The 543-nt window shown below is 49.0% G+C and carries 1 protein-coding gene; it reads right to left on the bottom strand.

Translation table 11 applies throughout. The features are described from left to right. Window positions 1–72: 72 nt before the first annotated feature. Entirely contained in the window at window positions 73–378 is a 306-nt protein-coding gene (locus SB775_RS27365; protein ID WP_410864277.1) for a nitroreductase family protein, read from the bottom strand. Window positions 379–543: the final 165 nt, after the last annotated feature.

Below are 543 nucleotides of genomic sequence, written 5' to 3'. Positions count from 1 at the left end.
ATTTTGAAAAAAAGATACCCATCTCCAGTACCGTTCTACTAGAAATGGGCAGCGTTGTGTCTGATCTGTCTTTTATCCATGCAAGCCTCCTTGCAACCACGGACGATGGCGATAAGGACCTACTGGTATTTGAATCAGGCTTGTTTTCTGTTTGGATCGGATTTGATAAATTTCGTCGCATAGCCGCGCATCATACCCGAGCAATGGATGCCCTCCCATACCGCACGCATAGGCAGACACCAGCAATCGCTGGACAACTATGCCTGCCTCCATCTGTTGAATACGATAACCACGTGGCCCGCTCTGACTCGTCTGATGATCAATGTCGCCAATCACGTGAAAGCACAACGGAGCCTGATACAAATTCACGTTATCCATCGACAATCCCAACTGGAGCTTTAGGCGATGATCTCCGTGTTGAATGAGAGCAAGCGAGTTGGCTTGGTGATCAAATTGGTACGCCCCATCCACAAGTCCTTCCACCTGATGAAGACAAAGAGCTAACGCCAAACGCTTCGCTATCATCTCCTGTCCGTCTCCCAG

It is taken from the genome of Peribacillus sp. SIMBA_075, assembly GCF_046534585.1.
The sequence above is the reverse complement of the archived record's forward strand: the minus strand, read 5'-3'. Positions and strand labels throughout refer to the sequence as shown.